Origin of the sequence: Cesiribacter sp. SM1, assembly GCF_020178975.1 — a bacterium.
GTDB lineage: Bacteria > Bacteroidota > Bacteroidia > Cytophagales > Cyclobacteriaceae > Cesiribacter.
In genome coordinates this window covers 61,755-83,770 of sequence record NZ_JAHXBU010000043.1, presented here as the reverse complement: position 1 = coordinate 83,770, position 22,016 = coordinate 61,755, and the positions used below count along the sequence as shown (strand labels likewise).

The 22,016-nt window shown below is 48.4% G+C and carries 21 protein-coding genes; 4 read left to right on the top strand and 17 right to left on the bottom strand.

Annotation, left to right across the window (positions count from 1 at the left end):
- On the bottom strand, positions 1-1,458 hold the full coding sequence (locus tag KWJ01_RS07575; protein WP_224995829.1) for a sorbosone dehydrogenase family protein: 1,458 nt from the start codon (positions 1,456-1,458) through the stop codon (positions 1-3).
- Between the two features lie 205 nt (positions 1,459-1,663).
- On the opposite strand from KWJ01_RS07575, the gene KWJ01_RS07570 reads away from it, so the two are divergent.
- On the top strand, positions 1,664-2,482 hold the full coding sequence (locus tag KWJ01_RS07570) for a glycosyltransferase family 2 protein (protein WP_224995828.1): 819 nt from the start codon (positions 1,664-1,666) through the stop codon (positions 2,480-2,482).
- 235 nt (positions 2,483-2,717) lie between these two features.
- Here the strand turns inward: KWJ01_RS07570 and KWJ01_RS07565 are convergent, their stop codons facing one another.
- From KWJ01_RS07565 to KWJ01_RS07545, 5 genes are all read right to left on the bottom strand, one after another.
- Complete coding sequence (locus KWJ01_RS07565; RefSeq protein WP_224995827.1) at positions 2,718-3,335, bottom strand: trimeric intracellular cation channel family protein; 618 nt, start codon at positions 3,333-3,335, stop codon at positions 2,718-2,720.
- Positions 3,336-3,449: 114 nt separating this feature from the next.
- Positions 3,450-4,280, bottom strand: coding sequence for a glutamate racemase (gene murI / locus KWJ01_RS07560; protein WP_224995826.1), 831 nt, complete (start codon positions 4,278-4,280; stop codon positions 3,450-3,452).
- Between the two features lie 147 nt (positions 4,281-4,427).
- Positions 4,428-4,877 carry a DoxX family protein gene (locus tag KWJ01_RS07555; RefSeq protein ID WP_224995825.1) on the bottom strand — a complete coding sequence of 150 codons (450 nt, stop codon included), beginning with the start codon at positions 4,875-4,877 and terminating at the stop codon, positions 4,428-4,430.
- Positions 4,878-5,036: 159 nt separating this feature from the next.
- On the bottom strand, positions 5,037-5,459 hold the full coding sequence (locus KWJ01_RS07550; RefSeq protein ID WP_224995824.1) for a thioesterase family protein: 423 nt from the start codon (positions 5,457-5,459) through the stop codon (positions 5,037-5,039).
- Positions 5,460-5,637: 178 nt separating this feature from the next.
- Complete coding sequence (locus KWJ01_RS07545; RefSeq protein WP_224995823.1) at positions 5,638-6,327, bottom strand: hypothetical protein; 690 nt, start codon at positions 6,325-6,327, stop codon at positions 5,638-5,640.
- A gap of 61 nt (positions 6,328-6,388) precedes the next feature.
- Between KWJ01_RS07545 and msrA the strand changes: the two genes are divergently transcribed.
- Positions 6,389-7,072, top strand: coding sequence for a peptide-methionine (S)-S-oxide reductase MsrA (gene msrA, locus KWJ01_RS07540; RefSeq protein WP_224995822.1), 684 nt, complete (start codon positions 6,389-6,391; stop codon positions 7,070-7,072).
- 110 nt (positions 7,073-7,182) lie between these two features.
- On the opposite strand, the gene KWJ01_RS07535 is transcribed toward msrA, so the two are convergent.
- The 6 genes from KWJ01_RS07535 to KWJ01_RS07510 all read right to left on the bottom strand — a co-directional run bounded on the left by KWJ01_RS07535 (position 7,183) and on the right by KWJ01_RS07510 (position 12,388).
- Positions 7,183-7,521 (bottom strand): peptide-methionine (R)-S-oxide reductase, encoded by a 339-nt coding sequence (locus KWJ01_RS07535; RefSeq protein WP_224995821.1) that lies wholly within the window; start codon positions 7,519-7,521, stop codon positions 7,183-7,185.
- Between the two features lie 113 nt (positions 7,522-7,634).
- Complete coding sequence (locus KWJ01_RS07530) at positions 7,635-8,033, bottom strand: methionine-R-sulfoxide reductase (RefSeq protein WP_224995820.1); 399 nt, start codon at positions 8,031-8,033, stop codon at positions 7,635-7,637.
- Between the two features lie 205 nt (positions 8,034-8,238).
- Positions 8,239-8,943, bottom strand: a complete 705-nt coding sequence (locus KWJ01_RS07525) for a DsbA family oxidoreductase (RefSeq protein WP_224995819.1) — start codon at positions 8,941-8,943, stop codon at positions 8,239-8,241.
- Positions 8,944-9,083: 140 nt separating this feature from the next.
- Complete coding sequence (locus KWJ01_RS07520) at positions 9,084-9,734, bottom strand: NAD(P)H-dependent oxidoreductase (protein WP_224995818.1); 651 nt, start codon at positions 9,732-9,734, stop codon at positions 9,084-9,086.
- A gap of 111 nt (positions 9,735-9,845) precedes the next feature.
- Positions 9,846-10,139, bottom strand: a complete 294-nt coding sequence (locus KWJ01_RS07515; RefSeq protein ID WP_224995817.1) for a helix-turn-helix transcriptional regulator — start codon at positions 10,137-10,139, stop codon at positions 9,846-9,848.
- Positions 10,140-10,378: 239 nt separating this feature from the next.
- Positions 10,379-12,388, bottom strand: a complete 2,010-nt coding sequence (locus tag KWJ01_RS07510; protein WP_224995816.1) for a cellulase family glycosylhydrolase — start codon at positions 12,386-12,388, stop codon at positions 10,379-10,381.
- A gap of 320 nt (positions 12,389-12,708) precedes the next feature.
- Between KWJ01_RS07510 and KWJ01_RS07505 the strand changes: the two genes are divergently transcribed.
- Positions 12,709-13,122 (top strand): Dabb family protein, encoded by a 414-nt coding sequence (locus KWJ01_RS07505; RefSeq protein ID WP_224995815.1) that lies wholly within the window; start codon positions 12,709-12,711, stop codon positions 13,120-13,122.
- A gap of 86 nt (positions 13,123-13,208) precedes the next feature.
- On the opposite strand, the gene KWJ01_RS07500 is transcribed toward KWJ01_RS07505, so the two are convergent.
- The 5 genes from KWJ01_RS07500 to KWJ01_RS07480 all read right to left on the bottom strand — a co-directional run bounded on the left by KWJ01_RS07500 (position 13,209) and on the right by KWJ01_RS07480 (position 19,548).
- Entirely contained in the window at positions 13,209-14,603 is a 1,395-nt protein-coding gene (locus tag KWJ01_RS07500) for a M28 family peptidase (protein ID WP_224995814.1), read from the bottom strand.
- Between the two features lie 82 nt (positions 14,604-14,685).
- Complete coding sequence (locus tag KWJ01_RS07495) at positions 14,686-15,510, bottom strand: alpha/beta hydrolase (RefSeq protein WP_224995813.1); 825 nt, start codon at positions 15,508-15,510, stop codon at positions 14,686-14,688.
- An 86-nt stretch (positions 15,511-15,596) separates the two neighbouring features.
- Positions 15,597-16,718 carry a S9 family peptidase gene (locus tag KWJ01_RS07490; RefSeq protein ID WP_224995812.1) on the bottom strand — a complete coding sequence of 374 codons (1,122 nt, stop codon included), beginning with the start codon at positions 16,716-16,718 and terminating at the stop codon, positions 15,597-15,599.
- 281 nt (positions 16,719-16,999) lie between these two features.
- A complete protein-coding gene (locus KWJ01_RS07485; RefSeq protein WP_224995811.1) occupies positions 17,000-17,527 on the bottom strand; it encodes a hypothetical protein in 528 nt (175 codons plus the stop codon).
- A 173-nt stretch (positions 17,528-17,700) separates the two neighbouring features.
- Positions 17,701-19,548 (bottom strand): LTA synthase family protein, encoded by a 1,848-nt coding sequence (locus KWJ01_RS07480; RefSeq protein WP_224995810.1) that lies wholly within the window; start codon positions 19,546-19,548, stop codon positions 17,701-17,703.
- Positions 19,549-19,774: 226 nt separating this feature from the next.
- On the opposite strand from KWJ01_RS07480, the gene KWJ01_RS07475 reads away from it, so the two are divergent.
- Entirely contained in the window at positions 19,775-21,955 is a 2,181-nt protein-coding gene (locus KWJ01_RS07475; protein WP_224995809.1) for a glutamine synthetase III, read from the top strand.
- The last annotated feature ends 61 nt before the right edge of the window (positions 21,956-22,016 follow it).

The window sequence follows — 22,016 nt, the reverse complement described above, 5'->3', positions numbered from 1 at the left end:
CTACTGCTTTTTGGTCACTTTCCAGATAACACCGGTTTTTTCCCTGGGTTTAGATTCTCCGTTGGTCATGAGCAGAATTCCAAAATCCACGATATACATGGCATCGCCCCCGGGGTTAAAGGTTACGGAAATGGGGCGTTCCAGACCGCCATTCTTAATCCAGCTTGCAGGGCCGGTTTTTCTCCCTTTGTTGGCTGCAAAATCCTGCACATCGCCTGTTTCCACATTTACCCGCACAACCTTATAACCTACCGGCGACCACACCTTGCCAACTGCAGGGGCCATATCGCCAAACTGGGCAACAAAGGCCTCACCCTCATAACCAAAGCTGCTGCTGCGGCTAAAATCAAATCCATTAGAAGAGGAGTGTACGCCCAGCTTTGCCGCCGGACGAGGTGGTTTATTGGGATGTCTTGCCAGCACTGGCAGTGGGGGTTCACTATCCGGCTGATCCAGGCGTGCAAGCGGAATGCCGCCGTTAAAGTCCGGCCAGCCATACCAGGAGCCCTGCTGTATTTTCCATAGTACATCACCGGTGCCCCATACGGGTCGGTTGCCCCGCACGTCGTAGCTGTTTTCTGTAATGTACAGCTCGTTTTGTGGCGAAAGGGCAAGTCCATAGGGGTTTCTTAGCCCCCAGGCTACTACCTCCAGCTCCCCACCCTGTAAGGGCACCCGCATGATGGCACCATTGCAGGGTACCTCGCCTTTGATAACCTGGCCTTCGGTAGTGGCCTGGCCAAAGGGTACGTATGCACCTGTGGTAGCTTTGTCTTCAGGCGTGTTGGTTAAAGGATTGGCAGAGGTGTAGTTCTGGCCGCTAAGCACAATATCTTCGCAGGGCGTATCATGAAAGTCAGGATAACGGTGCAGCCAGCCATAGTCTGCATTATCCTGGCCTACTACGGCAGCGTTGGTAGCAGTGCCCTGTCCAAAATACAGGTAGCCATCCCTGATCACAGGCCCGTTGGTATGGTGATCGCCCATGCTGGGCAGGTTCTCTACCAGCGCGGTAATTTCTCCCTCTGGGCTGATGCGCAAAATTCTGCCGCCCTGCAGTTCTCCTCCTTCGGCTACATAAAAGTTTCCTTCATGAAAGGTAATGCCGTTCCAGGGGCCATTTTTCTGACCTTCTGCAATGGTAGTAGTACTGCCATCACTTTCTATGCGCAAGAGTCTGGGTGTAAGAAACACCTCACCATAAGAGTAACCGGCTTCAACCACATAAAGTCTTCCACTATCATCTACTGTAGCGGCTGTGGGGAAGGTAAGGTTAGTGGCAACTGCCGCTATGGTATACCCCTCGGGCAGTAGAATATCGGAGGGGTTAATTTTCCTGTTTGTGTCAGGTGTGTAGCTGAGCTGTCCGCCACCATGCGACTTCCGTAGTTGATAACATGCAGAGAGGCATAGCAACAACAAAAGCAGCGAACAGCGGGAGAGAGAAAACCTGTTCATGAATCTGTGGTTGAGAATATAGTCAATCAACCAGTTTATAGGTGATTGGTTTGCGGTTCTGCTATGTTTGTATAGCATGAACGTTAATTTTTTGCAGATAGGGGCTGGCCGGGTAAAAGCCACAATTTTTGTTTTACTGATGGGGCAGCTCTATTTTTGATAAAACCGTAATAGATAAAACCTTTTGAGGGATTCATAAAAAAAGATGATCAGCATTATTACTTCTGTATACAACCAGCTGGGAATGAACCAGCTGTTTGTAGAATATTTAAAACGATACACCCAATATCCCTATGAGCTGATCATTATTGACAACAACTCTACCGACGGCAGCAGGGAGTTCTACCAGGAGCATGCCCATGTACTCATCAAGAACAGTGCAAATTATTCTTATCCATACTGCCAGAACCAGGGCATTCGGGCTGCAAAGTACAATTACCTAGCTTTTCTGAACAATGATGTACTGGTGTCGCCCTCCTGGGATGAGCGCATGCTAAATTTTATGGATAAACACGCACTCGATATTGCTTCTTATGCCACAAACGATCACCTGGAGAACCGCCAGGCCCAAAAGGCTGTAAACCGCCGCTGGAAGCGTATTAAGTATCCCGTTCAGGCATTATTCGGACATAGCAAATGGAGCCTGCAGCTTATGGCCCGCCTTATGTACGGCAACTGGGAAAGTTACTGCCGCAAGCGCTATGAGAAGTTTGGTGATGGCATTAAGGAAGGCTTTAGCGGCTCCAGCATTATGATGAAGCGTGAGGCGCTGGAAAAGGTAGGACTGTGGGATGAGCGGATTCAGGGAGCTGATTTCGACCTGTACTTTCGCTCCAAGGAGAGAAGCATTCAGAAACAGGATATAAAGCCTATGATGCTGGCAACCGGCATTTACATACATCATTATCAGCGCCTGACCCTGCGCGGGCAAAAAAAGATACAGATGGCAGATGCTGCGAATATTATTTCCCTAAGAGAGAAGTGGGATGCCAAAGCAAAAGAATATGAGCAGTACGTTCAATAAACCATAGTGGCCTGGCGCTAATGTGCGATAAGCAGTTCTGGTAAAAAATAAAAGCTGTACCGGTTAATGGCCGGTACAGCTTTAGTAGTAAGCGTTGGTTTAATTATGTTTATTGTTTATGCCCTGTAGCAGGTAAAACAGTTTTTCTTTCTGCAGAAGTTAGAGCAGCCCCATTTATGCCGTGGGTGCTTATGCTATATAGACACAGGATCTGGCAAAAAAGTAGGAATGCTGTTTAACTTTCGTTTTTGTAAAAGCGGGGCAGGCTTAGGTTGTAGCGTACAGCCAGCAACCGCAGGCTTATGATAATACTGGCAGAGATAAGTGCATTAAGCTGCCGGTTGACATCGAAAAATATTTCCAGCAGGAGGTAGCTCACCGCACCGCCCAGGCAGGCGCTGGCATAAATTTCTTTCCTGAAAATAACGGGTGTTTCGTTGGTGAGGGTATCGCGGATTACACCCCCCATTACTGCAGAAAACATACCCATGATGGCTGCAATCTCGGGCCTTACGCCCAGGCTTAGCGCTTTTTCAACACCAAGGATGGTGAAAAGGGAAATACCCAGTGTATCAAAAAGCAGCAGGGTACGGCGCAGGCGCTCCAGCAGCCTAAAGAGTACCTTGGTTGCAATAACACCTGCAATAATGGCATACACAAAATTGATATCGCCGATCCACACCAGCGGATGGCTATCCAACAGCAGGTCTCTAAGCGTACCACCCCCTATGGCTACAATAAAACCCATAAAGCTGGCGCCAAACCAGTCGTGCTCACTGTCTTTTACAGCCAGTGCTCCCGAGATGGCAAAAAAGAAGGTGCCGAAAAGTTCTAAGAAATACTGAACATTCATAAGTTAACAGGAGTGCGGATATTGGCTAAAGTAGCAAATTATGCTAGTAATGCCAGCTATGGTTCATGCTTCGGGAGTGGATGTTTTACCGGGCCTAAGCCAGCCGGCAGTCTATCATAAGTGCAGGTACTTTGCGTTTACAGGCTGCCCTAAAAAGATATTTGCTTTACTGTTAAAATCATCCACAGATTCTGTGGTATAAAACTCCCTGCCGCCCCCTTTTGTGCAGAGCGCATCAAGCTCCGGGTGGCGTTTCAGGTAATCTTCCAGGCTGCCGGCCACTATTTCGCCCTGCGGAATTATTTTTATGTGCCCGGGGGTGTGAGCCCTGATCTTTTCCATCAGCAGCGGGTAATGGGTGCAAGCCAGTAAAACAGTATCTATACCCTGCGATTGCGAGAGCAGGTTGTTGAGGTGACGCTTTACAAAATAATCTGCTCCGGGAGAATCATGTTCCCGGTTCTCTACCAGCGGAACCCACATGGGGCAGGCTTCCTGGTACACCTTAACCTCCGGAAAGAATTTCTGGGTTTCGATTACGTACGATTGAGAGCTAACAGTTCCCTGTGTGCCCAATATGCCAACTTCGCCGGACCTGGTAAGCTCGCCCAACAGTTCGGTGGTTGGCCTGATCACCCCCAGCACTCTTTGCAGACTCTTTCTCTTTGGCAGATCTTTTTGCTGAATATTGCGCAGCGCCTTTGCCGATGCCGTATTGCAGGCCAGCACAATAATGTTGCAGTTCAGGCGGAAGAGCGCCTCCACGCACTGCAGGGTGTACTCATACACAGTATCAAAAGAACGTACCCCATAGGGAGCCCGTGCGTTATCGCCCAGGTATACATAATCGTACTGCGGTAGTTTTTTTATGATCTCCTTGAAAACGGTGAGGCCGCCATAGCCGGAGTCGAATACGCCAATCGGGCCTGCTTGCTGAAGTTCCATTGTTATACTAAACCAGGAGGGGGTAAGGATGGTGCCCGCAATTTAGCCCTGTTTTTAAATATAAAGACTTATGCTCTTTGAAAGATGATAGTATCCAGGCCAAGCAATTTGCTGCATGTGACAAAGCCAGCGTAGGGGGTAAGGCCACTACCTGCCTTTAGCTGCTTTTTTCTTGCCAGTGCTCTTGCCTCCACCAATTTTAGCATCCAGCGAATAACGGCCTGCACCGAAAACCAGCAGGGTAATATAGATGAGCAGGTAAAGCAGGGCAGGTTCCTTTCTGGAAAAAGGATCGTCGGCGTGCTGTACAAAAGCAGCTACAGACATGGCAATGGCCAGTGACAGGCTGGCAAAGCGTGTTGCAAGGCCCAGGGCTATGAGCACAGAGCACACTACTTCGGCAAAAATAATCAGAATAAAGGAAGCCGTAACGCCAATGCCAATCGGGTCGCCAAACTGAATTTCGCCACCTGCCAGCAGCTTTTGCAGCTTAGGAATGCCGTGTGTAAGCATAAAGCCTGCTACACAAAGGCGCAAAAGGAGTAACCAGATATCGGCAAGAGATCTGTTATAAGAGGTGCTGAAAAGTTGTTTCATGTTTGTTAAACCAAGGTATAAGGCTGTTTTTTACTCGCTAATTTGATTCAGTGTGCTGAATGAAGTTTAGCGCCCGTAAAGCTAGCACCAGAATTATTTCCAGTAAAGCTTCTTTTCTTTTCCCAGAGTTGGTTTTTGATTTATTCTTCAGATAGGAGGCTATTCGCCGGTGGAGTAGTCGCTAAAGGTGTTGCTGATTTCTTCACTGATTCTCCGGGGGCGCATGGAAGCAGCGTCCAGCAGGCACCAGGTAGTTTTGGCTTCGGCAAGAAGTTCCCTGCTGGCGGCATTATATAGGCTTACATAGCGGGGCATTTTTGCACCCTCATGAGTGCCCACCCAGGTAAAGCCTTCTATTGTATCTCCCATAAAAGCAGGGCGGTGGTAGTCTATCTCGTGGCGAATTACCACCCAGGAGTACTGCTCCTTCATAGGTGCCGGCGCTACAGTATTCCAGTGGGCAGCCGCTACCTCCTGCACCCAGCGCAGGTAAATTACATTATTAACATGGCCCAGTTCATCAATATCTGATTCCTGCACCTGAATGCAGTGGCGGAACTTGTTGGCAGGTTTTCCGGACATAAAAAAGTTTTGTTTTTACAAAGTAAAAATGTTTAACTACCTGCTCTGTAAAATGATTATAAAAGCCGCTGTTCTTATAAAGTGATTTGTAAAAAGGGGTGGGGGAGTTCTGTATGGGCAGCGTGCCTTGGCTTAAAACTTGCGCAACAGGTGCCTTTAGAGGTAAGCTCTATGGAGGTTATTGTGCGGCGATTTTCATCAGCTCCTTTACAGAGCTTTCCTTTTTAAAATTGGTTCTGTTCTCTTTTAAAAATGTGCTGATTTCGTTTTTGCGTTCCGGGAATGCCCGCAATACGTTCTTTTTATTGAGCGGGCTGATTTTCCACTCCTCATCGATCAGGTAAAATTCTTCAGAGATATTTACCAGTAAATCCTCGTATACAGAGGGGTTATAGCGCAGTTTGTCAGTAAATGCACTGCCAATATTTGAAATAGAGGCTGTTGAGCTTTTTGAGCCATAGGCCCCCTCTTGCTGGCGGTCGGCAATTTTTAGTTTGCGGCTAACGGCAAGCGATACTGTTTCATAATTTTCTATAACCTCCAGAAAACCTTCATTATGATATATAAACGTTTTTCCATCAATTTCTACATGATGCAACTGCTCCGGAGACAGAATGGTAAGGGTGTCTTTTTTGTCATCTATAAACTGCATCTGGTCATACAGCATATTCAGGTTAAGCTTTGCAGTGTTAAACCTGCCATTCGGTAAAAAAACCTTGCCGTTTGTAAAGGAGGGAAAGCGGTATAAATGATCTTTCAGTGCGTACTCAATGTTATTATCCTCTACTGTAACCCTTGTTGTTGATTGGGCTAACAAAGGAGTAAAAGCTAGTACAGAAAAAATAAGGGTCAGGGTAAAGCTTTTCATAAATGTTACAGTTTGTATTGGAGGAAGATACAAAAAATGCTTAAAATAATAGTAAATAAACATGCAAAGACCTGCTATTGATCTCATAGATCCTGCTAAGCTGGAGACTGCTACCTTTTCTATGGGCTGTTTCTGGAGTCCGGATGCTATTTTTGGCTGTATGGAAGGCGTTGTTAGCACCCGTGTTGGCTATGCAGGCGGTAGTACTGAAAACCCCACCTACAAGCAGCTGGAGGATCATATTGAGACAGTACAGGTAGATTACGATCCGGATAAGGCCTGCTTTTCAGCTATACTGGACCTGTTTTTTGATAAGCGTACTCCCATTCGGGAGCCCTGGAAAAGGCAGTATGCTTCTGCATTTTTCTATCATGATGATGGGCAAAAACAGCAGATCCTGGAGCGGAAAGGGGCACTGGAGGCTGAATTAGGGCAGAAGGTGTATACAGAGGTAAATGCTTTTGAGGCGTTTTACCTGGCCGAGGAGCGGCATCAAAAGTATAAACTGCAGCGCCAGCCAGAGCTGCTGGCAGAGTTCAGGGCCATGTATCCGGGGCTTGAGGCGTTTGTTAATTCTACGGCAGCTGCACGGGTAAATGGCTATTTATATGGCTGTGGTGACTGTGAGCGGCTAAGCCGGGAGGTGGATAGCTTTGGACTCTCGCCCAGGGGGCAGAAGATACTGCTGGATACTGCCACAAATACCAATGGCATTGCCTGCTCTAAAGTGCTGAAACAGCAATAAGGCAAGCCGGCCGGTACACTGGTAGTCTGGTATGTCTGGTAACTGGTCTGCCCCCGCAAACATAGCACAGGAGCATAAAAAAGCCTGTCCACAGGATAGGACAGGCAGCTTCAAACTTCTTCGCTAATGGCAATGGCTTCTTTGTTGATGCAGTACCGGACTCCGGTAGGGGTTTTTTTATTGGGGAAGAGGTGCCCCAGGTGCTGGCCACAGCTGCTGCACAGGAGCTGAATTCTTTCCCGGCCGTAGGTATCCAGAAACTGTTGTTTTACGTGGTCGTCTATATGCTGCCAGAAACTGGGAAAACCGGTGCCTGAATCAAACTTTGCGGCTGCACTGAAAAGCTCATTGCCACAATTGGTGCAGGCATAGGTTTCCTGTGCAGGAGCTGCCGGTGTTAGCATCTCCTGCTGTTCATTTCTTGTTTTCCGCTCCCTTTTTCTTTGCATTCTGTTCACAAAGCAACTCATAGGCGTTAGGTTGTAGTTCCGGAGATAAGCCGGCTGCTTATGTTGAGCAGCCGGCTTATCTCCTAATGGATTATACCTCTACAGATGCAGCATTACTGATTCTGCAATTCTTCGGTGGGTACAAACTTCAGGGAAATTGAGTTTACACAGTGCCTTACGTTCTTATCGGTGAGGTATTCCCCTTCAAAAACGTGACCCAGGTGCCCCTTGCAGTTGGCGCATACAATTTCGGTGCGCCTGCCGTCTGCATCGGGTACTCGTTCTACGGCTCCTTCAATTTCATCATCGAAGCTGGGCCAGCCGCAGTGAGAGTTAAATTTATCATCTGAACGGTATAACGGGGCATTACATCTTTTGCACAGGTACAGACCTGCAGCAAAATGCGTATCATATTTGCCTGTATAAGGCATTTCTGTTCCTTTGTACAGGATGATTCTTTCTTCTTCGGGTGTAAGGCTATTGTATCCTTCTTTATTTCTGGCTGTTTCCATATTGGTTCTGTATTTAATAGGTGGTACGCGTATATACCGCTCCTTTGTTTCAATTTTCCTGGTGTTAAACTGATGCAGCAGGCTAAGCTGCTTAGGTGCGAGGGCTATAGTGCCGAAAGGGCAGCATGTTACCTGCTGCCCCTTCATTGAATGTTAAATATTATCAGGCTTTGTACAGTAATCAGCAAGCCTTCAAATCAAAAACTTAGCAGTTGCCGTCTTCAATGCTGCAGCTATCGCCACTGGTATCAAGGGGCTGCAGGCTTGGTGTCAGCTGGCTAAATACCTGCCTTAGTGTTTCGGCAGGCTGAGCTCCGCTCACCAGGTATTTATCGTTAAAGATAAAGGCTGGTACACCAGTAATGCCCGACTGCTGTGCCCAGCGTTCCAGAGATTTTACTTCGCTTTTACCTTCATCGCTGCTGAAGAAACTGTCCAGGCGCTCGGCTGGTATGCCGTTGGCAACGCCAATTTCTTTAAGCACCTGCAGGTCGTTTACATTCTGCCCTTCAGAAAAGTTGCTCCTGAAAAGGGCATGAGCCACCGCTTCCTGTACACCATACTGCTCTGCCAGCCAGATAAGGCGGTGGCCGTTAAAGGTATTGTGCACAACATTTGCTTTATCAAAGTTAAACTCGGCACCCTCTGCTTTGCCCATTTTTTCGAGCTGCTTGCTGGAGGCATTCAGGCGGGGCATTGCCTCGGCACCGTAATTCCTGATAAAGTATTCATCTTTAGGTTCGCCCTCCTGGGGGGCATTCGGGTTCAGCTCAAAAGGTTTGAAATGCAGTTCAAACTCATAGGCATCGCCTGATTCCTGAATGGCTTTCTTAAGCCTTTGTTCACCCAGGTAACACCATGGGCAGTTTACATCAGAAACAATATCTATTTTAATCTTTTGTTTATTCATTGGTCTCGCCTTTATTCTCTTTTAACGGAAAAGAAGTACTGCCGTTTAGCGCGGCAGCTCCAGTGTCTGTTATCATCGGGCTCTGTTTAGAGATTCACACTTTAATGTAAGGGCGAATGCTCTAAATAGAGGGAATCTGTTTAGACAACAAGCTCTTTTGCATCCTGCTGGATAAAGAGCTTATCTTTTTCCCTTCTTACTTTAGGCAGCTTCGCCAGCCAGTCCTGATCGGCATCCCTATAGCCAAGGGGCAGCAGCGTAACGCTCTTCAGGCCTTTTTCTTCCAGCCTGAGTAGCTCATCCAGCGCAGCATTGTTAAAGCCTTCCATAGGAGTAGCATCTACTTTTTCTGATGCTGCAGCCACCAGGGCGGTACCAAAGGCTATGTAAGCCTGGCGGGCCGACCACTGAAAGTTTTCTTCTGCCGTGCGGTTTTTGGCCATGTTCAGCAGGCTGCTCTTAAAATCGTTCAGTTTCTCTACCGGCATGCTTCTCACTTTTGCGGTATAGTTTATGTACTCCTCAATATGCTCAGGGGTAACATTGGCCCAGGCTGTAAACACCAGCAGGTGCGAGCTTTCCACAATCTGGGGCTGGTTGTAGGCAATTGGCTGTATCTGCTTTTTCAGCTCCTGGTCTTCGATCACTAATACTGTATAAGGCTGCATGCCCATAGATGATGGAGCCAGGCGAATGGCTTCCAGAATTCTGTCTACTTTTTCCTGTGGCACCTGCTCACCATTCATTCTTTTTGAAGCGTAGCGCCATTCCAGTGACTTTAAGATATCCATAGTCTTTGTTTTAAGGTTGTTTATTTTGAATTTCTATGCTCTGAATCAATAACAGAGTTTGAACATTTATTTGATATATCGAAATGTATCAATATGTGTGCCAAATTTTTTTTAATCTTGTGCTACCAGAACCTGTTTACTCATTGCCTCCAGGTAGGCATCAAAAGTATCCCTGTTCAAAATATACTTATGATTCCTTCCTTCTTTCTGGGCCTCAATCAGGCCAGCCTCAATTAATATTTTAATGTGGTGGCTAACAGAAGGTTGAGCCAGCTCTATGCATTCCTGTATGGCAGCACACTGTCCAATGCCTCCATGCTTTGCAATCAGCTGAAGAATTTTCAGCCGGTTTACATCGCCCAGGGCTTTGGATATTTTTTCAAGTTGTTTAAGTGTTACTGTCATATGTATAGATACATCGAAATATATCAATAAGTTCCGGCTTTACAAATATCAAAGCTGCCATATTGCGCACATCCTGATTGTGCTGCCAGGTTTGGGTGCAAAATAACATGGTATTTTTATTGAGTGGCACATACTAGAGGTTCCGGATCAGGCAATAAAGCCACCTATATCCAACAGCCATAAAACAGCTTTTTGCCAAAATCCGGAGGATAGTTACCCCTGGAAAGGCTTCTCTATTTTTACCTCTTCACAAACCTGTATGTAGCATGGCGGCCGCTGCTTTGGGTTAATCTTATCAGGTACAGGCCTGCAGGCAGGCTGGAGAGTTCGAGTTTTGTACTTTGTTTGAAGCGATGTATAATGCACTGCCTGCCCTGGGCATCCAGCATTTCAATTTTTATACTGTCTGCAGAACTGCTCTCCAGTACCAGGTAATTGGTGCCTGGGTTAGGATAGATTGAAATACCCAACTTTTCTACGCTTTCTTCCAGGCCGGTGATACCTCCCTCATCATCATCTTCTTCTCCTTCTCCCGTAAAAACCGCTGTTTCCAGTATCCTGGCTGTGTCGGCATTGGTAATGTAGAGGTTGTCGAACCATAGCTTAGTGTCGCCAAGTGGAGCGTGTTCGGCAGTAATTTCCAGCCGGTCTATGGCCGACCAGTCGAATTTCCCTTCGGGATTATGCCAGGCATTATCGTGCCAGGTGCCTTGTTCGCTAAACTGGCTTAATGGAATGTGCAGGTGGTGCCAGCGGCTGTCGAAGGCTGTGCGGCTTTCGTCAATCGTAATGCGGCTTCGCCAGGGCAGGTCTTCCGGATCTGTTGTTTTGCTGTCAATAAACCGAATATCGAATGAGGTAACAGGTGCTGCAGCCCTGAAGATAAAGTCCAGGGCGTAGCCAGCTGCCACTAATTGCGATAGATCTTTGTCTGGCCTGAAATCTAATACAATGCTGTTGTACTGATCTGCACCTTCCCATGCCATGGTGTACTGGCCGTTATTTGGTTTGTCTGCAGCGTAGTAGTCCACGAGCCCGTTGCCATAAGTGGCTTCAACAATTTGTGGCCCCAGGTAATCTGTGTAGATGGCAAAGCCGTCGGTGAGGGGCTTTTTAATATATTCTGTTTGTGCTGGCACCTGCAGCCCCAGCGCCTCCAGCAGGGGCAGGTTCAAGTCATGGTCAAACAGTTCACTGCCACCTGCTTTAAACAAGCCATAGCCTCCGTGGTAATCCCAGCTTGTCCAGGCAATTCCCTTTTCTTCCATATAGCTGCGTACCTCCTTGTACCAGTACACCCGGTCCTGCACCGGACTATTAGGCATGTACACGCCAAACTCCCCACAGAAAACCGGCACACCTCTTTGTTGCTGAAAGTTGGCCGCTATGTCAATCAGCTCCTGTACCCTGGCCAGTGTAGCTTCGTTGTGGTAGTTATTGTAAGCATTTTCCAGCCAGCTGCCCTTCAGCGCATCGGGGAAAGGGGGCATATCGGCAGCACGGTAGGGGAATGGCATTCCTGCCAGTGCTTCCATGGAGGGATCTGTCCAGCTGGCGCCCTGGTGGGTAAACAAAAAAGGATCGTAAAAATGAAAGGTATAAAGAAGGTTATCATCCTGATATACCGGCAGATTAGCCAGGTTGTGGTAGCTGTTCCAGTTGGCGGCGCCTACTACAATGGTATGGCGGGTATCGTACCTGCGGATGGCATCAATGGCTTTTTGCTGTATGGGATTCCACTGCGCATCGGCTATGCCATGGGGCTCATTCAGTATTTCGTAGTAGAGTTTTGCCGGGTGATCTTTGTAATGCAGGGCCATTTGCGCCCATACTTTTTCCAGCACAGATCCAACGCCAGGGTCGGTATTCACAGCAGGATCAAAACTGTGGTTATCAAGGATCAGGTGCAGGTCAAGCGCATGGGCCCAGCCAGCGACTTCATCCATAAATTCAAAGAATAAGGGATCGATGGTATAGCCGGGAGCGCCATTGGTCATGTAGTGCAGGTTAATGGGCAGCCGTATCACATCGCAGCCCAGGCTCCTGATCTGCTCGAAATCTTGTTTGGTATATCTGGCAAACTGTATTTGCCTGACATGGGGCGCCTGAAACCAGTTGCTGAGGTTTACACCCCTTTGAAAAGGGGCCTGTTGGGCCCGGCCCGGGCTGGCAGCAAGCAGGCACAACAGCAACAGTATGCAGCGAATCATGTTCAGGTTCCCGGACTTATCGGATGAGTAGTATTTCATGTTCATAACAAAGGTACCTCCTATGATCTGGCTAATGAGTATCTGGCTTTGTTAGTCTACTGCGGGGAGCAGACAGGCTGAAGCCTAAAGTTCTTTGTAGAGCGCATGTACAAGATAGTGTTATTTTACAAAAAAGCTGATGCAAGGGCGTGCATGTAACACTGCCTTAGCTTTTGTGGGAGGTACATTAAAGTAGCCGCTCCGGGCTTTGGGCTTCCTATTGATTGAAATGCCTGGCAAGGAAAGGCGCCTGTTTTTAAGGAGTGCTTGAGCAGTTAAAAGAATATTTGTTACTTTAAGGCTTTAAACCAAAACTTTTTATGCTGGCACAATCAAGACGTAAGTTCATCTCCATGTTAGGCAAGGCTGCTGCTGTAACCGGTTTGGCAACCATAAGCGGAGCTGCTGCTGCGGCCATGCCTCCTAAGAAGGGTTTTGTACACCATGTTTATTTCTGGCTGAACAACCCGGAGAGCGAAGCAGATAAAGCCAAACTGCTGGAGGGTTTGAGAAACCTTGCCAAAGTAAAAAGCATCAGGGAATACCACATTGGCGTACCTGCCGATACGAACCGTGATGTTATCGACAGCTCATATGCCGTATCCTGGATGCTGGTGTTTGATGATAGGAAGGCCCAGGATAGCTACCAGGAAGACCCAATCCACCTCGATTTTGTCAAGAACTACTCTAACCTATGGAGCAAAGTGGTGGTATATGATTCCGTTCCGGCCTAGGGAGAAAGAATCAGCATATAGCAGCAGATACTATAAAAAAACACCGCCCCTGCAGGGGCGGTGTTTTGCTTTGAATAAAGTTGTAACTACTCTCCGAAAGAACCGGCTGCGCCGGGGAACACTACAGGGCTTTCGTAGCCGTCTTTGCTTACGCTGCTAACGCCAAAGAAGTAATTGTCGATGATAACGTTCTCCAGGGTGTGCTGGTCTACATTGCCAACAAACTTGCTATATTCCCAAACAGGAGAGGTGGTAAGGCGGTAGTACACTTTATAGCCTGCCAGGTTCTGTGCATCCTTCCCAGTGGCCTTGTTCCAGCTTAGGGTAGTGCTTGGAGATACGGCACCACTTATTTTTACACCAGAGGGTGGGGCAGGTGCTGCAGCCATGCTGGCCATGGTCACAGCATTGAGGCCTGTAACTTTGGCGGCATAGGGAAAGTTTACACCTTCGATCACATCGCCATATTGAATGCCGTTTTCGGTGCGCAGGTCCTGGTGCTGGCGATTGTAGTTTTCAAAAGCCTCCATGATGCGCACGCCAGGGTAGCCCTGCTCGTTAAAGGGACGGTGGTGACCGCCGCGGCCAAAACGGTCCAGGCGGTAGATCATCATGACATCGAGGCTTGGGAAATACTGATCGGCCAGCACATCTATATAACGGCCAATGTTGCGGGAGGGGCTGTCTACCTCACCACCGGTAAAACGACGCTGGCGGGCCTCCTGCGCTGTCTCCACATCCCGGGTACCCTCGGAAAACACCCGTACCACTGTGTTGTTGATGGTGCCGTTAATGCCTTCAATATTGCCAATCATATCGTTGTTTAAAACTGCCTTGATGCGCCAGTCCTGCTTCCTGGCCCATGTGGCCAGAATTTCGCCGCCAAACAACCCCTGCTCTTCGCCAGACAGGGCTGCATAAACAATGGTGCCGGGAAATTTATGCTTGCTTAGTACGCGGGCAGCCTCCAGTGCACCAGCAATGCCGGTTGCATTGTCGTTAGCGCCGGGAGAGTCTGATTTATAGTTCAGTACATCGGTTACGCGGGAGTCAATATCGCCCGTCATCATCACCACCCGTTTAGGATCCTGCGTGCCCCGCTGTATGGCTATCACATTCACAATGTTTACGGTGCCTGGGATGCGGGGCCTGTTCATGATGGTATCGCTTACATAGCGTACCTCCAGGCAGCCGCCGCAGTCTTTGGAGATGCGCTCAAACTCTGCCTTGATCCAGCGGCGGGCAGCTCCAATGCCGCGGGTGTTCGATACGGTATCTGAAAGGGTGTGGCGGGTTCCAAAGCTTACCAGCTTACGGATGTCTTTCTCGATCCGTTCTGGCGAGGGCGCATCTGCAATCTCCTGCAGTCGTGTCTGGTAAGCAGGTCCTGCCACAGGGCCTCCCGCAGATTGCTGGGCAGGGGACAGGTTTGCCATCAGTAGGAGCAGCGGGAGTAGCAGCAGCTTTTTATGTGCGAGCATGTTGGATTAATTGTTTAAACGTTAATAAACCCTAAAGATAAGGAATCGTGTTAAAAAACAGTGGCTCTTAGGTCAGGGAGTATCAGTTTGGTAGCAGCAGGCGTTGCAGGGAATCCCTGTACTGCCGGTTTTGGTGTATGCTGTTATGGTCCTGCCCTTCAAGGGTAATGTGCCGGGCCGGAAGTTCCAGGTGCTTCTTCAGCTTTACAGAAGATTCATATGGAATTACTTCATCACGGTTGCCGTGGAAAATATATACAGGAGCATTGGATTTTTCGATAAAGGCATAAGTCCTGAACTTATACTTCAGTAAAAAAGAAGGTACAAATGGATAGATACGCCCCAGCATATCCTCAAGGCTGTAATAGGGCGCGAGGAGCAGCAGAATTCCCGGCTTGTGCCTGGCAGCCAGCATAGCGGCAGCGGCGGTACCAATAGAAAATCCGGTCACGGCAATATGCTCCTCCGGGTACTCCTGTGCCATTTGCCGGTAAACAAGCTGTACATCAGCGTAAAACTGCTTTTCGCTCCTAATTTCACCTCCGCTCTTTCCGTACCCGCGGTAATCCATCACAATAAAATCGTAGCCAAGGTTGGTGTAGTAAGGTGCCAGATCGCCCCAGCCGTTAACTGCCCCTGCATTGCCGTGCAGGAAAAAGAGCAGCTTTCTGCCAGATTCATAGGTAGTATCAGCCCTGAACAGCAGGGCGTGCAGTTTTACACCATCGGGGGCAGAGAAAAAACGTTCTTCAAAGTTTCCGTTAAACCGGAAAACATAATCTTCCGGCAGCCTGGCAGGGGCAAACACAAGCTTTTCCTGTTGCCAGTAGAGCAGCAGGCATACTGTTAAATAAATGGCTCCCAGAACAAGTAGCGCAACCAGCAAATCCTTAACTATTTTATGCATACAGTACTACCGCCATAGGCCCCTTATGCAGAAGCGCGCAACGGTAGGTAAAATTCTTTCTAGTCTTAAAACAGCTGTAAACGCAACTATTTTCGCTGTTCGCTCAGCCACATCAGCCCGGGATTATAGACCATATTATGTTCACCATCAAAGAGCACAAGCCTGGCATTGTTAGATGCCCGGGTGTACACTACCGCTGGATCGTCTTCTCCAAAATAAGCATTATCATTAGAGGCACTGATTGCTGGAGGCAGCTCGTGCCGGTTAGCTATGTGCTGCATGTCTTCGTCAGGGAAACGATCCTGCTGGTGGGCCAGCACATTGAAAGCCTTGATGGAATGGGAGGGCAGCACAAGCTGATCGTTGATGCCGTGGGCAATAAAAACAGGCAATCCGCGGGCGTTGGAGAGATGTGTGCTGGGGCTTCTTCTTGTACATTCTTCGGCGGCATCGCTGCCCGCCACGGGAGCCCCGCCGCAGGAGGCGGCTATTTCTTCATCATACGATACGTTGGGCCGCTCTAGGTTATACTGGTACCACTCCACAAGATCATAAATGGGTACCCAGGCCACCACGCCTGCCCAGATGTCGGGATGTCTGCCAGCCAGGCTCAGCGCAGTCATGGCGCCGCCCGATGAGCCAATCAGGTAAATACGGGACTCATCCACATTGGCGTGTTCTTTTGCGTAATTAACAGCATCAACCACATCCTGAATGGCAAGGTCGGAGGCAGTGGCTTCAGGGCGGTCGTACCGGCCCCTGTAGTTGGGGCATATGAATACCCACTCATGTTGCTTTGCCCACTTGGCGTAGGGAATGTTGGTGTGCTGCAGATAGCTGCTGCTCCAGCTGTGCAGCACCACCAGCAGGGGCTTTTCTCCGGGGCTGTCAGGGGCATAAAACAAAGCTGGTTCCTCCCTTCCATCAGCAGTAGACTTTATGCTGATGTCCCTGATCTCCGGTACCTCCTGCTGCCATTTATCCAGGCCCTCGCCCGAAAAGGAAACATAGTCTGCAGAGGTGGTATACTCCTGCATGCGCTCTACGGGGCTGCCGGTAACATCTTGCTGTACCGGTGCATAAGTTTGCTGCTGGTTTTCCCCAGATCCCGGCTTGCCTTCGCTGTTGCAGCCAGTGAGGTAAAAACCTGCCAGCCCCACGAACAGACATACCAGCTTGTATATGTTATTGCCCAGCTTATTCGCCATACATTTAATAGCACTAATCACTTCGCTCAGGTGCCTGCGAAATACTTCACAGCATATAAGTCCTCTCTTTACCTCGGGTGTCTCTCCTGCTGGTAATGCGGTATGCAACAGCAGCAATCATTCCCATCAGAACCACTTAAAATAAACAGACTGCTGTAAAAGCCTGTTTTTGTGGACTGGAAATCAGGTGACAGAGAAAACTAAAACTGTGAGATTTGCCCGGCTTTGTGGCAGCTATTTTATTACTGCAGAATTAATAATCTGAAAATAGCTGCTAATGTTTAGCTGTGGTCTGTAAAACTGGTTTGCAGCCAGTTTGCCAGTTCCGACAGCCTGGAGGAGATCAAGGCTTTATTCTTGCCGCTGATCAGGAATATTTTGCTGCCATCTAACAACTTAGCGTAGCCCCTGTATTCCAGGTTTTTAAAAACAGATGAAGTAGTGGTATGGGCTGTATAAATACGCTGGCTTACCCGGCCGGCATTGATGAATACTTTTTCCACACCCTGGTAAGGATAAGCTTTGCCTGTTCTGATAAAAAGAAAAGAATTGTATTCCCGGTATGTTTGCCTGGCACGGTCAAACTCAACGCCGGCATGCGCGCTAATAATCAGGAAAGCGAGCAGCAGCAGCCCGGTTGAAATGATTGGATGTGTAGCGAAAAAGGCTATTGCAGCAACTATCAGTGCAATGGCAACCAGCTGAAAAGGCCAGGGGAACAACCTTCCGCTCTTAAAGTCCATTTTCGGGGAAACATCATTATTCATCTGGCCGAACAATATTGGTGAAGCAGGCTGTGTATGCTTCAAGTTAATTGTTTGGCTTAATACAGCCAAGCACAAACTCTTTATCGGTCTCCTGCAATGATGGCTGGTTTTAGGGATTTGGGCAGTTGCTAATTACAGCCTGCTTTGTTCCAGGATGGATTGGCTGCAGTAACCAGCGTTTATGATGGCACTTAATTACCTGGTGCCACTGTCTGTTATTTTTCCAGGTAGTCCTGAAATGACTTTTGCAGGAAACCTTTTGCAACTATTTCTTCTGTATTGCCTGCCTTCTCACTTTTTTCGATAAAAAGCTTACCAACATTATCCCAGCTCATATAGCTGCTGTCGGTCATCAGCCCAACACCATCTTTGAAAAAGTAGGGTGCAAATGCATTGGTACCGGGCCTGAAAACATCTTTGCTCCAGGGGTAAGCATCGGCAGGGAGCTCCAGCTGCCCCAGCAGGCTAGCAGCCAGGTCGGTCTGGGAGATGGTGTAGGGCCATTTTTCTCCTTTTTGCTCCAGTGCCCCGCCAAGCCAGAGCATCGGGATATGAAACTTGCTGGGTTCATACACCAGCGACTGGCCAGGTGCGGTATGGCCATGGTCTGCTACAATAATTACCAGGGTATTGTCCCACCAGGCTTGCTTTTTAGCGCTATCTATAAACTCGCCCAGCACACTATCGGTGTAATAGTGGGAGCTGTTGAACATCTCATCATGCGCTTTGCCGGGAAAGCGTGCTCTGGCAGGAGCAGGCAGGTCAAAAGGCTCATGGCTGCTTAAGGTAAGCAGGGTGGTGAAAAATGGCTGCTGCAGGGTATCCAGGTCCTTTAGCATACGCTTTGCCACTACACCATCGTGAGCGCCCCACTTAGAGTTTAGCTCTGCCCCGCTAAAGGCTTCCAGGCTGGTGGTGTGCTGCCAGTCCCCAAAAGAAAGGTAACTCCGCAGGTTGGCAAAGGCCAGTTCGCCACCATAATAGAAAGCAGTGTGGTAACCTTCTGCCGCAAGGTTAGTGCTAAGCTGCGGCAGCTTTTTACTTTTCTGCGGCGATTTAATAATGGTAGTGATGGGCTGTGAGGGATAGCCGCTTAGAATGGCAACAAGCCCTTTGTCGGTTCGGTCGCCGCTGGCATAAACACGTTCAAACAGCAGGCCCTCTTTGCTCAGCTGGGTAAAGCGTGGTGTAACACCTTTCAGGCCGCCCAGGGGCTCGGCTACTTTAGCTGTAAAGCTCTCCCAGATAATCAGGATAATGTTGGGCCTGGTGGTGGTCAGAAGGGGCTTTGGAGCAGCCCCATTATCTGTATACAACTGCTGCACCAGGCTATCGGCCACTGCAGGCTCCAGGTATTTATAGGGATGCTCTTCCCGGCTTTTCCACTTGCTTACCGCATGAAAGAAATTCCAGGGCAGGTTAATGGCAGCCTGGTTGGCAAAATGGTTGCGCGAAAAGTAAGCGCTGCTCTGGTTAATGGGCACCACCTGCAGGCCGCCGCGCAGGGGCAGAATAAGCGCTCCCGTAATAAGCAGCAGCGGTAAAGCCCAGTAAATGCGAACATCGGGAAAAGCTTTTACCAGCGGGTGCAGCTGGTGCCGGTATAAAAAGCTAAAGAACAGGTTAATAATGATGTTGAGCAGTACCAGCAGCCAGATAGGGGCAGAGCCAACGGATACCAGCATTTCTCCAGGTGTGTTCAGGTAATTAAGTGGTGAGGCATCCATGCGAAACCCCCAGATGTTGAACAGCTCCAGGTCTGCTGTGCACAGCAGGGTAACAAGGAAGAGCACCAGGTTATTGTACACCATGAGCGTAAGTGGCAGCCACCGCTGGTAGGGCACCACAGGTGTAAGGGCCACCAGTAAAAAAGGAAGCAGGCTCAAGTAGGCGCTAAAGCTTAAATCCAGGGGCAGCCCATGCCTGAAAATGCCAAAAATAAGACTGCCCGACAGATCGCCGGCCAGGTTATGATGATAGATTAAAAAGACTGCCTTTATAAATATGAAGTACACCAGCCAGTATAAATAATAGCCAGCAAGGTAAGTTACTCTTTGACGCATACGTTTGAACCCTACAACCAAACCAATTTAACGCGCAAATATACTAGGTTTACTACAAGAGATAAAGGAAAGTTTATGCAGGTAGGCCTGCCAAATTTTCTCCTGTTTTTCAGATTCAGAATATATTTTTTGATAATGCTAGGTTAAAAAATGGCATCAGAATTCTGAAATATTAACAATTTGGCTACATTTGGGGTAGAAAATTAACCCTGATCCAAAAGAAACCATGAATTTACGTTTTCAGGCGCTTGAGCAAACCCTTCAGCGGGATTCTGTTAAAGTACAGACTCCCTCTGGCAAAATCTCTGAATACTTTGGCGTAAATGTGTTTGGTACAGAAACCATGCGCGATACACTTTCTGCCGATACCTTCAAGGAAGTAATGAAGACTATCGAGAAAGGTGAGAAAATGGAACCACATGTTGCAGATGCTGTTGCTTCTGCCATGAAATCCTGGGCCATCAGCAAAGGTGCTACACACTACACCCACTGGTTCCAGCCGCTCACTGGTGCTACTGCCGAAAAACACGATGCTTTCTTTGAGCCAAGCCCTGATGGCCGCAGCCTGGAAAAATTCAAAGGATCTGCTCTTGTTCAGCAGGAGCCTGATGCCTCTTCTTTCCCTAACGGAGGTATCCGTAATACTTTCGAGGCACGTGGTTATACTGCCTGGGACCCTTCCTCTCCAGCCTTTGTGATTGACAATGGCGGTGGTAAAACCCTTTGTATTCCTACTGTATTCGTTTCTTACACCGGCGAAGCCCTTGACTATAAAGCACCGCTGCTGAAAGCACTTGCTTTTGTAGACCGTGCGGCAACTGCTATCTGCCAGGATTATTTCGATAAGAACGTTACCCGCGTACACGCTTCCCTCGGTATCGAGCAGGAGTACTTCCTGATCGACCGTGCCCTGTGGCGTGCCCGCCCGGACCTGATCCTTGCCGGCCGTACCGTATATGGCCATGCGCCTGCTAAAGGACAGCAGCTGGAAGACCACTACTTTGGTTCTATTCCTTCCAGGGTGCATGCTTTCATGGTCGATTTCGAAAGTGAAGCCCATAAGCTGGGTATTCCGTTGCGTACGCGCCACAACGAGGTAGCGCCACGCCAGTTCGAGTGTGCGCCACAGTTTGAAGAGGCTAACCTTGCCATAGACCATAACCAGCTCCTGATGGACCTGATGGACCGTGTGTCTGAGCGTCATAACTTAAAGGTGTTGCTGCACGAGAAGCCCTTCAAAGGCGTGAACGGTAGCGGTAAACACAACAACTGGTCGCTTATTACCAACACAGGTAAAAACCTGCTGGCACCTACTTCTAAAGCAAAGGAAAACCTGCAGTTCCTGATCTTCTTTGTAAGCACCATTAAAGCTGTGCATGAGTACAATGGTCTGCTGCGCGCTTCTATTGCTTCTGCCAGCAATGATCACCGCCTGGGTGCTAACGAAGCGCCTCCGGCCATTATGTCGGTTTTCGTAGGAACTGAGCTTAGCAAAGTGCTTGATGAGCTTGAAGAGAACTCAAATATTGAGATCGATAAAGGCGACAATATGTACATTAAGCTGGGTATCAATAAAATACCACAGATCCTTCGCGATAATACAGACCGCAACCGTACCTCTCCATTTGCCTTTACCGGTAATAAATTTGAGTTGCGAGCGGTAGGTTCTTCTGCAAACTCTGCTTCTGCCAACATTGTACTTAACACCATTGTAGCAAACCAGCTTGTTAAGTTTAAAGCCGAAGTGGATGCCCTGATCGAAAAAGGCGATAAAAAAGAACTTGCTATCCTGGATGTGCTTCGTCGTTACATCAAAGAGAGTAAGGCTATTCGTTTTGAGGGTAACGGATACAGCGATGAGTGGAAAGAAGAGGCTGCACGCCGTGGTCTGTCCAACATCACCAACACCCCTGAGGCGCTGGATGAGTACCTGTCTGAAAAAGGCATGAAAGTGTTCACCGAGAACGGCATCTTTAATGAAGTGGAGCTGCACGCCCGCCAGGAGATTCAGCTGGAGGCTTATGTGCGCAAGGTACAGATCGAAAGCCGCATTATGGGTGATCTGGCCCAAAACCACATTATTCCTGCAGCACTGCGTTACCAGGGCGAGCTGATCGACGGCCTGAACGGTATGAAAAACATCGGTCTTGATGTTGAAGATACTGTTGGTTACGAAACAGTGAAGGAGATTACACGCCACCTGAAAGAAGTAAAAACCAATGTAACGGCGATGATCGATGCACGCAAGAAAGCCAACAAACTGGAAGATAACCGGGAAATGGCTGTTGCCTACAAAGACATCAAGGATACTTACTTCGATAAAATCCGTTACCATGTTGACAAGCTGGAGTTCCTGGTAGACGATTCTTACTGGCCGCTTGCCAAATACCGCGAGTTGCTATTCTAAAGTATATTCGAGTACGTAATCATAGTAAAAAAACCTGCTTCATCAGAGGCAGGTTTTTTTG

Excerpts from the sequence above, each read along its gene's own strand:
- KWJ01_RS07520 (WP_224995818.1), bottom strand. The coding sequence starts at position 9,734 with ATGGATATCTTAAAGTCACTGGAATGGCGCTACGCTTCAAAAAGAATG.
- msrA (WP_224995822.1), top strand. The coding sequence starts at position 6,389 with ATGCAAAGACCTGCTATTGATCTCATAGATCCTGCTAAGCTGGAGACT.
- KWJ01_RS07575 (WP_224995829.1), bottom strand. The coding sequence starts at position 1,458 with ATGAACAGGTTTTCTCTCTCCCGCTGTTCGCTGCTTTTGTTGTTGCTA.
- KWJ01_RS07515 (WP_224995817.1), bottom strand. The coding sequence starts at position 10,139 with ATGACAGTAACACTTAAACAACTTGAAAAAATATCCAAAGCCCTGGGC.
- KWJ01_RS07510 (WP_224995816.1), bottom strand. The coding sequence starts at position 12,388 with ATGAAATACTACTCATCCGATAAGTCCGGGAACCTGAACATGATTCGC.
- KWJ01_RS07475 (WP_224995809.1), top strand. The coding sequence starts at position 19,775 with ATGAATTTACGTTTTCAGGCGCTTGAGCAAACCCTTCAGCGGGATTCT.
- murI (WP_224995826.1), bottom strand. The coding sequence starts at position 4,280 with ATGGAACTTCAGCAAGCAGGCCCGATTGGCGTATTCGACTCCGGCTAT.
- KWJ01_RS07570 (WP_224995828.1), top strand. The coding sequence starts at position 1,664 with ATGATCAGCATTATTACTTCTGTATACAACCAGCTGGGAATGAACCAG.
- KWJ01_RS07480 (WP_224995810.1), bottom strand. The coding sequence starts at position 19,548 with ATGCGTCAAAGAGTAACTTACCTTGCTGGCTATTATTTATACTGGCTG.
- KWJ01_RS07490 (WP_224995812.1), bottom strand. The coding sequence starts at position 16,718 with ATGGCGAATAAGCTGGGCAATAACATATACAAGCTGGTATGTCTGTTC.
- KWJ01_RS07555 (WP_224995825.1), bottom strand. The coding sequence starts at position 4,877 with ATGAAACAACTTTTCAGCACCTCTTATAACAGATCTCTTGCCGATATC.
- KWJ01_RS07495 (WP_224995813.1), bottom strand. The coding sequence starts at position 15,510 with ATGCATAAAATAGTTAAGGATTTGCTGGTTGCGCTACTTGTTCTGGGA.
- KWJ01_RS07565 (WP_224995827.1), bottom strand. The coding sequence starts at position 3,335 with ATGAATGTTCAGTATTTCTTAGAACTTTTCGGCACCTTCTTTTTTGCC.
- KWJ01_RS07505 (WP_224995815.1), top strand. The coding sequence starts at position 12,709 with ATGCTGGCACAATCAAGACGTAAGTTCATCTCCATGTTAGGCAAGGCT.
- KWJ01_RS07535 (WP_224995821.1), bottom strand. The coding sequence starts at position 7,521 with ATGCAAAGAAAAAGGGAGCGGAAAACAAGAAATGAACAGCAGGAGATG.
- KWJ01_RS07525 (WP_224995819.1), bottom strand. The coding sequence starts at position 8,943 with ATGAATAAACAAAAGATTAAAATAGATATTGTTTCTGATGTAAACTGC.
- KWJ01_RS07500 (WP_224995814.1), bottom strand. The coding sequence starts at position 14,603 with ATGCTCGCACATAAAAAGCTGCTGCTACTCCCGCTGCTCCTACTGATG.
- KWJ01_RS07550 (WP_224995824.1), bottom strand. The coding sequence starts at position 5,459 with ATGTCCGGAAAACCTGCCAACAAGTTCCGCCACTGCATTCAGGTGCAG.
- KWJ01_RS07530 (WP_224995820.1), bottom strand. The coding sequence starts at position 8,033 with ATGGAAACAGCCAGAAATAAAGAAGGATACAATAGCCTTACACCCGAA.
- KWJ01_RS07545 (WP_224995823.1), bottom strand. The coding sequence starts at position 6,327 with ATGAAAAGCTTTACCCTGACCCTTATTTTTTCTGTACTAGCTTTTACT.